The following is an 8789-nucleotide window of genomic DNA, read 5'->3' as shown; positions in this document are numbered from 1 at the left end:
TCACAGCACACGACTACCGGGGCCGACCCTCCGCGGGCAGGCGAACGCTACTGCTTCACCCATCCGAGCGACATCACGGATTCAACTTCAGTACAGCTCCCAGGCCCCGCGCAGGGGCCGCGTGTGGTCGCTGAGGGTGTGCCAGACCGCCGCGCTGGTGCCCTGCTGCTCCCCGCCCACTGACCCGTTGCCTGCACCCGGGCCCACCTCACCCGAGGCCGGGGCCGCCGGGCCGATGTGGCGAAGCTGCGCCGGGTCCGGCGCGCCCTCGACCAACTCGCATCCGACCCGCGCCACCCCGGCCTGCGCACCCACCACTACCACGCCCTGCCGGCCACGTCGGCCAGCGCGTTCGGGACTCCTACGTGGAGACCGGCGCCGACGCCTGGCGGAACTACTGGACCTGGGGCCCGGACGCAACCAGCTTCCCCGAGCACAACGGCCAGGGCGACGCGGTGGTCACCGTGACGCCCTCGGCCCGCACCGCTGACCGCCCCGGCCACCGCGCATGCCTGGCATGTTCGCGGCCGAAAAATCCCAGCTCACAGCCCTAGCGAAGGTCGATCGGCCGGGTCTAGTGTTCCCGCCACGGCGGCCCCACCACAGCACCACCGGGCCGCCGAGCAGAGCAGCCGCGCCACGCCACCCCGGCGCTGCTGGCCTCCCACCGGCCGGGCCACGCGGAACGCCCCCCTCGTTCCCCGGGGCCCGGCCGCCTGCACCCCGTGCCCGCCAGACCTTCGCCGAGATCCGCCTGCTCGCCGAAGGCGTCCTGCGCACCCACCTGGCGGCCCTGTCCCACACCGTGCCGACCGTCCGCTCCGCCCTCACCAGGACGCTGCGCGCCCAGCAGCTGGAGGACATCGGCGCGGCGCTCGGCATGGGCCCGGAGGACTGAGCCGGTGGCACTCGATGAGATCCTGCGCGGCCGCGCTGGCGAACAGCCGCTGACCGGTCGGGAGCCTCACCTTGATGGCTGGCCCCGTGGGGCACGGCCATGGGCTGATCGTGGCCTTGGCGGGGGCGGCTGCGGTCGCCCGGGAAGGCAGAACAGCATGAGGGGCGGCCCGCGCTCGGGGCCGCCCCTCATGCTGTTCCCGCCCGCCGCCTACAGTTCCGTCCATGGACGAGATCTCTGATTCGTCCGCATCGGGAATGCCGTTGGCCCGAGACTGGCGTGCACCCGATAGGTGAGGAAGACGTTGATGAGCGACTGGCTGGTGTACGAGAGCGGCGAGTGGACCGCTCTGGCCAAGGACCCCGTCCCGGACGACGGCAGCGGCGACTGGTACGCGAACCTGAAGCAGGCCGGGTTCGAACGGTGGACCAGCTCCAACCCGCATGCAGGCGAGTGGACCGGGGAGGAGCTTCCGCTCGAGATGACGGTGTATCACCGCTACCGTACGGTGCCCCGCTTCGCGATCGACCTGAGCGGCAACCAGGACGGCACCATTCTCACCGCCTACGCCGCAGAGCTGCCCGACGTGATGGACCTGATCGCTCGATGGGCGCCAGCTGTGCAGGCCTTGGCTGCGGCCGCCCTCGGCACCCATAAGCAGGACGGCGGCCGGTGAGCGCCCGCCGGTTCACCGGCGGCAGGGCGGTGCTGGCGGCCGTCGTGGTGCTCTGGTGGGTCTTCAACGTGCCGTACGCGGCGGCCGGACTGACCGCGCTCGGAACTGCCTGGCCGATCAGCTGGCTGGCCGCGATCGTTCTGCCGGCGGCCGGGATCTCCTGTGCGCAACTGCTGCACCGGATCGACACCTCAGGCGGCCCCACCGCCGGCAGCCGCCTGTTCACAGTCCTGCTGCTGTTCGTGATGGTTATGGGCTATGCGGGCGTCTCCTACCCGGTCGGTGACCCGGGCCACCTGCCCTGGTACCTGACCGGGCTCATCGCCGCGGCCGACGTGCTGGCCGCCTATGGCCTCCCGCGTGTCATCATCGCGCTCGCCCACACAGCCCCGGTCCGGGGCACGACGGCGGCGTAGGCCGACTCCGCTCCGCCGACCTGCTCCCCAGCTGGCCGGTCAGCGGCGGCGGGCAGAAGGCGGGGCCCGAGGCAGAGGCAGAGGCAGAGCAAACTTACTCGGCGGAGACGGGCTGCGGCCCGGGCGCGGGCCGCAGACCCCGCCGCATCCGTCTTGGCCGCTGCCGACGCTGCTACCCGCGCTGACGAAGCGGCCACCTCGGCGACCCACGCATGAGGGTCACCTTGTCGGGGAGCGCCGGGGCGGTGAACGCTACGGTGCCGCCTGTTCCTCGGCCGGGTCGTCGATGTGGTTGAGCCGGTTTCGGGCGGTGACCCGGTCCTCGCCGGACAGCGTGGCCCAGTACTCGTCCGCCCACACCGCGTGGCAGGCCCGCCGCTCGGCTTCCTCGAGGCGGGCGGACTCGGCCAGCTTCTCTTCACTCAGCCCCTGCCGGGCGGCCTCCACGTCACCGCCCCAGGTCGGCAGGGTGGCCAGAAACGCGCGGCGCTCGGCCTGCACGGCCACCAGCGCCCGCTGCGCCGCGATCAGGTCGTCGGTGTACTCGAAGGTCTTCTGCTCTTTGCCCACGGCAGGGAATCGTACGTGCGACCGGATCCGGCGCCCGGCTGCGCCCCGCCGATACCTGATGCCCGCCCCGGAGAAGTCGGCGATGCCTTGATGGCCAGGTCACGGGGAGATAACGCCACAGGTCGGAGCATTGGTGAGAGCGGTCCGGACACCTTGATGCCGGCCCCAGGCGCAGGGTGGCATCAAGGTATCGGTGTCGGTGCCGGTCAGGATGTGGTGCCGGTCAGCTCTACCACGGGGGCCCGGGCCGGCTTCGAGCTCGGCGATCGACCACCACACATCGGCGCCCGGTCCTTCCTCCTCCAGGTCCTCCAGCTTGGCGACCATGGCCGGGATGGTGCACAGCATCTGGGCGACGTAGCGGGTGCGGGCGATGAGTTCCATGTCGTCGGCGCGATGGGCGAAGCCGGCCCTGGCCAGGCCCACGAGGCGTTTCGGCTCGCGGGGCGAAACGGCTGCCGCGCGAAGATCACCCCGGGTTACGATCACCGCCATGAGTTCCGACCCGGGCCGAAACGAGGCAGAGACCGGCGGCGCGCAGGACCTGGTGTGCCAGGAGCCGACGTGCGGCAAGGCGTTCGCCCGGAAGAAGGCGACGGGCCGGACGCCGAAGTTCTGCTCGAGGGCGTGCAAGAGCCGGGCCGACCGGGCCCGGACCGCCGAGCGCCAGGCCGTCACCGCCACGCCGGGCGAGCCGCCGCTGCCCGCCACCGCGCCGCTCGTGCCGGACCTGGCCGAGGCGCCCGGTGGGCTGTCCACGCCGGAGCCGGCCGTGCCGCAGCCGCCGGTGCCCGCCGGGGCGGACCGGGGGCGGCTGAGCGCGACCATGCCGGCCGGCAACGCCCGGCGCCTGGTGCAGGTGACCGAGGCCGTGCAGCTGCGGGCGATGGCCTACCTCGAGGCGCTGGAGAACGGCGACCCGGTGGCCGCCTTCCAGGAGTTCGCCGAGCAGCTGACCACCTACGGCACCCTGCTGCGCACGACGGGGCGCGAGCTGCGCGACGCGGCCCGCTGGCCCGACCTGACCTACGCCCAGCGCCAGGACGCACGGATGCGCGAGGAGTGGGACCTGCCCGACGACTGGCGCGAGAACGAGAAGGCGGAGGAAGCCTTCAACGCCCGCCTCGAATCGTCCCGGGGCGAAACGCCCGCACTGCCGGCGACCGACGAGCAGCCCGTTTCGCCCCGTCCTGCCGCCCAGTGTGACTCCGGCCGATAACTTGCGAGGCTCCGCTGAGACCTCGCAGGCCACGGCCCTGTTCCGAGTCGCAGTCTGCGAGCTGTTCCGACCGATAGTTTGCGAGGCCGGACACAGCCAACTCAGTCGAGACGAGGAGTCCGCAGGTCAGCGCCGGGCAGGCGAGTGGCCGCCCATGACTCGCAAGGTGCAGTTCGGATTCGCAGGCTATCGGTCGAAGTCACACCCAGGACGAAACGACCCCGGCCGACCCGGCTCTCGTTTCGTCTCGCACGAGCGGCCGGGGCGAAACGGCTGGGCAAGCCCTGGCTGTTCCCGCGGCCCGGGACGCGCGCACCCAGAGCGCGCCGCCGGCCTCGGACGAACCGGACTGGTTCGACGCGGCGCAGGCCGCCCAGTCGCGCGCCGCACAGCGCACCGCCGTCCTGGACCGCCCCGACACCACGGTCACGCCCCGCACCCAGGCGTCGCCGCAGCACTCGGCCGGGCGGGACCTGCAGGCGCCGCCGGAGCCGTTCGCCCGCGGCTTCGGCGACTGCGACGTCGTCGGCCCCCTCGGCCAGCTCGGCCCGAACTGGCTGCTGGCCGGCTGGTCGGCCGTCCCGAGCGCCTTCTACATCGTGCTCGACAACGAGATCCAGGGCTGGGTCGAACGCGGCCTGGGCGCCGGCAACCGGTGGATCGCGATCCGCGGCGGCGCGTTCCTGGGCGACGCCACCACCCAGCAGCCGCTGCTGCACCCCACACCCGAGCTGGCCGCCCGCACCGTAGCCCAGGCCCGCGACATGGGCCTGTAGCCCGGCGCCCGACGAAGAAGTTCGGGCGGTTGTGTCACACCGACGCGCTCGCAGGCACCTTTATCTGGTGATCGGGCATCACGCCCGCCCCGCGGACACCGAGGACAGCGCACCGATGATGACGAACCGCCACCACCAGGCCCTGGGCAGGGGCCGCCCCGGCCCGGGGCCCGACCCGTCCGGCCCGATCGCCCCATGCCGCACGGCCGCCGGAACGCCCCGCACGGCCCCTGCGGAGCCCGGCCACGGCTACGCTGGTCCGGTACGGCTCCAGCGGTGGTTTCAGCCCGCTGGCGCCCCGTCAAGCCCGGTGGGAGCAGGTTCGGTTCCCCGACCGGATCCCCGACCACCTCCCCGACTGTTTCCCCGACCAGTGACCTCGCGACCATTCCGCACATTTCCGCAGGTCAGCGGCCAGAAAACGGGTCCACGGAAATCCCCACAACCCCTCTGTCCCCCTCTTGCCTGTGGTTGTGGGTGGTGGTGGCTGGTGGCGGGCGGGTGTCGGCGGGGTTCGACGCGCTCCCGGGCCGCTGTGGCCCTCCCTCCACCGGCCGGGCGGCCTCGCGCCGGTGGCCGGCGCACGGGCTGACGCCCGGTGGTGGCGGCGGTGGCGGGTGGCGGCCGGGCCGGTTGTCGGCGCGGTGCGGTATCGAGAACGGGATGAACGACCAGCCGGGAGCAGCAGCATGAGCGAGGACCAGAACATCGGCGGCCAGGAGCACGGCGAGCACGACGGAGGCCGGGCCGCCGGGCAGGCTGTGCGGGGGGCGGAGCGGGTGCCGAAGCAGCGCACCGCGTTCGTCCGCGCGAAGGCCTACCCCAACGGGAGCACCGGCCCGCTGCGCCACGACATCCTCCAGGTGCTGGGCGTGCTGAAAGCGGCCACCGTCAAGCAGGTCTGGCAGCTGGCCGCACCGCACCACGAGTTCCCGAACAGCACGGCCAGCGCGATGCGGGACATGGCGCGCCCGGAGAGCCGGCTGACCGAGCAGCGCGGCCCGGTCGGAGGACCGCCGCCGAAGAAGAAGACGCCACTGGCCGCCCGGCCGAAGAAGCGCAGCAAGCCGGTGCCCCCCAAGGGCGCCAACGCGGTGATCTGGGGGCTGACCGCCCTCGGCCTGGAGACCGCGGCCACCACGCTGCCCACGGGACGGAAGATGGGCGAGCGGGCCCGCTCGCTGGGGCGCGCCTCCGGCGCCCCGCACGCGATGGCGGTCAACGACACCATCGTCGCGTTCACCGGCGCGAACACCCCGGGCGGCGCGATCGGCACCATCGCGAACTGACGCACCGAGGACGTCCACCCCCTGCCCGGCAGCCGCTCCCAGCAAGCGGACGCCGTCCTGACCGCCCCGGGCGACGGCGTGCCCGTGCTCCTGGTGGAGGTGGACCTCCACAGCGAGACCCACGCGGAGGTCGCCGCCAAGTTCGACGGCACGCCGAGTACTTCGCCCTCACCTACAAGGACCCCACCCACGAAGGGCACCCGTCCACGGCGAAGCAGCTGCGGGTATGGCGGCGCAAGTACCCCGCCGCCCCGCCGAAGGCGCTGCCGCCGATCGCCCTCGTCCTGGCTGGCGCCGGACCCCGCGGCCTGACCAACACCATCAACGGGGTCCAGGCCCTGACCCGCAAGCACTGGCAGCCGCAGTGCGACGACTTCGACTTCACCGACCGGATCCCGATCCTGGCGTGCACGCTCGACCAGCTGAAAGCCAAGGGCCCCCACGCCGCGATCTGGTGGCGCTTCGGCAGCCACCAGTGGCAGACCCTCGCCGACGCCCTGTCCAACACCGACTACCTCACCCGCACCCGCGCGCGCATCGCCGCCGAGAACAAGGCCGCCCAGGAAGAGAAGGAGCGGCGCCTGGAGGCCACCCGCTGCCCCGGCTGCAACCGCCGCGAAGACGAGTACGACTACAAGTACAGCGCCAGCGACGGCACCAAGCCCTGCACCCACTGCCAGCAGCAAGCCCGCGACACCGAGGAACGCAACCAGCTGCTCGCCGCCCGGGAAGCCAACGCCGCCATGCACCCCTGCTACACCTGCAAGGGCTCCATCGGCGGCGAACCCGGCACCCTCCTCGAACTACGCGAGAACGCCGACCCCGACCAGCTGGAGTGCCCCGCCTGCGACAGCAGCCGCCGCATGAACGGCCGCAAACCGATCATCCTGCCCCTGCCCACAAGCCGCGAACGCCGACAGCGCAAGGCCGGCAAGCTCGACGACCCCTGGTGGCACGTCCGGCTGCTCCACGCGGAGAAGTACCCCGACCGCTGACCGGGCCTGGAACGGCGAACGGGGGTGGCCGGACACCGTCGCCGCTCCCGCACCCGCCTGACCACGGCTCAGGCAGCCCACTCCAGGCCCAGCTCCGCCAGCACGCCGAGCCGGGCCGAGTCCAGCTTCGCCCGCCTGGGTTCGTGTTCGACAGCCACACCCCGAGCTTCACCTCGGTGCCGTCCTCCAGGGTCTCCAGGTGCCCCCTGGGGACGGTCAGGTGGCCCTCACGGCCGTGGAACTGGCGCAGCGCCGCGATACCCCGCTCGAACGCCCTCAAGGCCCCTCCAGCGGCCTTGGGCGCCTTCGCCGCCGGGGCCGGGAGCGGCTCGACGCCGAGCGCGGCCAGGCGCACACGCTGCCCGTCCACCAGGCCCTGTCAGACGACGTGCTGACACTGGCGCTCCAGCCACCGCCCGACGTCCTCACCGCGCACCGTGACCCCGGGCACCAGGTCCTCCAGCTGCGCGCCGCCGTCGACGCACTCGCGCACGGCGGCGTAGTGGCGCTGCCAGTCGATCGGCCAGGCCGGGCACCAGTCCGGGTCGATCTCGGCGAGCGCCTCGGCCCGCTCGGGGTTCCCCGCGAGCGCCCCCGGCCGGCGCAGGTTGGATAGCCACTGCCCGACCGGCCGGTCCAGCACCGCAGCGCCGCGCGGCGCCGCCAGGGTGCCGTTCTCGGCGAAGTACACGCGGCCGCCAGGTTCTCCTGGAACGCCGCGTCGTACTCGTCCCAGACCATCCCCAGGGCCTCCAGGCGCCGGACCCGGCCGCCCTCCATCGCGCCGACGCCGTACGCCTTGCGCTGGTCGGAGATCCACTGCCCCAGCGGGTAGGCGCCCTCGCGGTGCTCGAACGGCACCCGCAGGTGCCCCTCGCGCGGAAGCGGCGGATGCCCGGCGGCGAGCCGCGCGTGCGAGCCGCGGAGAGGAGTAGCTGACCCCACCGTCGGGCGTGACCTGTTGGTGTTGGTGGGCGTGGAATGGCCCTGGAAGCGGGGTTGTCTGGACCTTTGGTTGGACCTGTTGGCGGTGTGGGTCGGGGTGGCTGTGGCCCGGGTTTGGTGACTGTATGTGGTTACGGGTGGGGTCGGGGGCGGGTCGGCCCCGTTCGGGGGTGGGCCGGGTGTTGTGGGCTGTTTTTGGGGGTGAATTCCGCTGGTATTTCCGTGTGGTTGTTTTGGTGGATTGGCCGCCGGGTGGTGGTGTGAATTCGGGTTTGAATTGCGGTGGCCGGGGGTGATGGCGGGGGTGGTGTTCGGTTTGGTGGGGGTCGGGCTCCGCGTCGTTCGGGCCTGCTGCGCCCTGCTGCGCCCTGCTCGGCCGCCGCCGTCCCCGGGGTCCGCCGTCCGGGCCTGCTGTGCCTGGCTGGTGCTGCACCGCCGTCCGGGGCGGGGGTGTGCTGGTGCTGCGCCGCTGTCCCGCTGTGCCCGGCTCGGCTGCGCCGTCCCGCCGTTTCGGGTCGGTCCGGGTGCTGCTGCGTCCGTTGTTCCGGCTGGACGGCTGGGTGGCCGTCAGGCCGCCGTGGAGGCCGCTCTGGTGGCGGCTCGGTTGTAGTCGGCGGGTTGTCGCGTCCCTTGTCGCGTTGCCTGTTGCGATGGGGTGGTGTCGTGTGGTGTGACGTGGGCGGATACCCGGTTTCCCCTGTGTGTGGGCTGGGTGCGACAGGTGGGTGCGACGGGGTGCCGGGGCGGGGCCGCGGCTGCTGCTCGGTGGTGGCCGTCGAGAAGGCCGGCATTCTCGACGGCCTTGGTCCTGGTGGTGGGTGGGGGTGCAACGCGGGGGTGCAGCGCGGTGTTGCGTTCGGGTGCGACACGGGGCTGTGTTGCGGGTCTGACCAGGCGTTATGCGGCTGGAGGTAGGGGCGGGTGGGCGTGTTGCAGTGCCGTGTTGCACCCGCTGCCCGGTCCGCCGGCCTCGGCGGGTTCCCGCCGCTCTTGACCTGTGACAGC

General features: G+C 72.8%; 10 protein-coding genes and 2 pseudogenes. 7 read left to right on the top strand and 5 right to left on the bottom strand.

What is annotated here, in order from left to right; genetic code table 11:
* Nucleotides 1-577: 577 nt before the first annotated feature.
* The 3 genes from AC0B61_RS36725 to AC0B61_RS36715 all read left to right on the top strand — a co-directional run bounded on the left by AC0B61_RS36725 (nt 578) and on the right by AC0B61_RS36715 (nt 1990).
* Entirely contained in the window at nt 578-898 is a 321-nt protein-coding gene (locus AC0B61_RS36725) for a hypothetical protein (protein ID WP_471746816.1), read from the top strand.
* A gap of 307 nt (nt 899-1205) precedes the next feature.
* Nucleotides 1206-1574 (top strand): hypothetical protein, encoded by a 369-nt coding sequence (locus tag AC0B61_RS36720; protein WP_471746814.1) that lies wholly within the window; start codon nt 1206-1208, stop codon nt 1572-1574.
* Nucleotides 1571-1990, top strand: a complete 420-nt coding sequence (locus tag AC0B61_RS36715) for a hypothetical protein (protein WP_471746812.1) — start codon at nt 1571-1573, stop codon at nt 1988-1990. Before AC0B61_RS36720 ends, AC0B61_RS36715 begins: the two co-directional genes overlap by 4 nt.
* A 252-nt stretch (nt 1991-2242) precedes the next feature.
* Here AC0B61_RS36715 and AC0B61_RS36710 read toward each other — a convergent pair whose 3' ends face one another.
* Both AC0B61_RS36710 and AC0B61_RS36705 read right to left on the bottom strand, forming a co-directional pair.
* Entirely contained in the window at nt 2243-2560 is a 318-nt protein-coding gene (locus AC0B61_RS36710; RefSeq protein ID WP_471746810.1) for a hypothetical protein, read from the bottom strand.
* Between the two features lie 99 nt (nt 2561-2659).
* Nucleotides 2660-3055 (bottom strand): hypothetical protein, encoded by a 396-nt coding sequence (locus AC0B61_RS36705; protein ID WP_471746808.1) that lies wholly within the window; start codon nt 3053-3055, stop codon nt 2660-2662.
* Between AC0B61_RS36705 and AC0B61_RS36700 the strand changes: the two genes are divergently transcribed.
* The 4 genes from AC0B61_RS36700 (at nt 3054) to AC0B61_RS36685 (ending at nt 6839) form a co-directional block, all read left to right on the top strand.
* Nucleotides 3054-3779 carry a hypothetical protein gene (locus tag AC0B61_RS36700; protein ID WP_471746806.1) on the top strand — a complete coding sequence of 242 codons (726 nt, stop codon included), beginning with the start codon at nt 3054-3056 and terminating at the stop codon, nt 3777-3779. The two genes, AC0B61_RS36705 and AC0B61_RS36700, sit on opposite strands and share 2 nt — an antisense overlap.
* Before the next feature lie 599 nt (nt 3780-4378).
* On the top strand, nt 4379-4555 hold the full coding sequence (locus AC0B61_RS36695) for a hypothetical protein (RefSeq protein WP_471746804.1): 177 nt from the start codon (nt 4379-4381) through the stop codon (nt 4553-4555).
* 689 nt (nt 4556-5244) lie between these two features.
* Nucleotides 5245-5844, top strand: a complete 600-nt coding sequence (locus AC0B61_RS36690; RefSeq protein WP_471746802.1) for a replication-relaxation family protein — start codon at nt 5245-5247, stop codon at nt 5842-5844.
* 743 nt (nt 5845-6587) lie between these two features.
* Nucleotides 6588-6839 (top strand): hypothetical protein, encoded by a 252-nt coding sequence (locus AC0B61_RS36685; protein ID WP_471746820.1) that lies wholly within the window; start codon nt 6588-6590, stop codon nt 6837-6839.
* Nucleotides 6840-7038: 199 nt separating this feature from the next.
* Here the strand turns inward: AC0B61_RS36685 and AC0B61_RS36680 are convergent.
* The 3 genes and pseudogenes from AC0B61_RS36680 to AC0B61_RS36670 all read right to left on the bottom strand — a co-directional run.
* Nucleotides 7039-7194, bottom strand: a pseudogene (locus AC0B61_RS36680) (hypothetical protein); the annotation flags it as partial.
* Nucleotides 7195-7218: 24 nt separating this feature from the next.
* Nucleotides 7219-7530, bottom strand: a complete 312-nt coding sequence (locus AC0B61_RS36675; protein ID WP_471746818.1) for a helicase associated domain-containing protein — start codon at nt 7528-7530, stop codon at nt 7219-7221.
* 107 nt (nt 7531-7637) lie between these two features.
* A pseudogene (locus AC0B61_RS36670) lies at nt 7638-7700 on the bottom strand (hypothetical protein); the annotation flags it as partial.
* Nucleotides 7701-8789: the final 1089 nt, after the last annotated feature.

This window comes from Kitasatospora sp. NPDC023385, assembly GCF_055664045.1.
The sequence above is the reverse complement of the archived record's forward strand: the minus strand, read 5'-3'. Positions and strand labels throughout refer to the sequence as shown.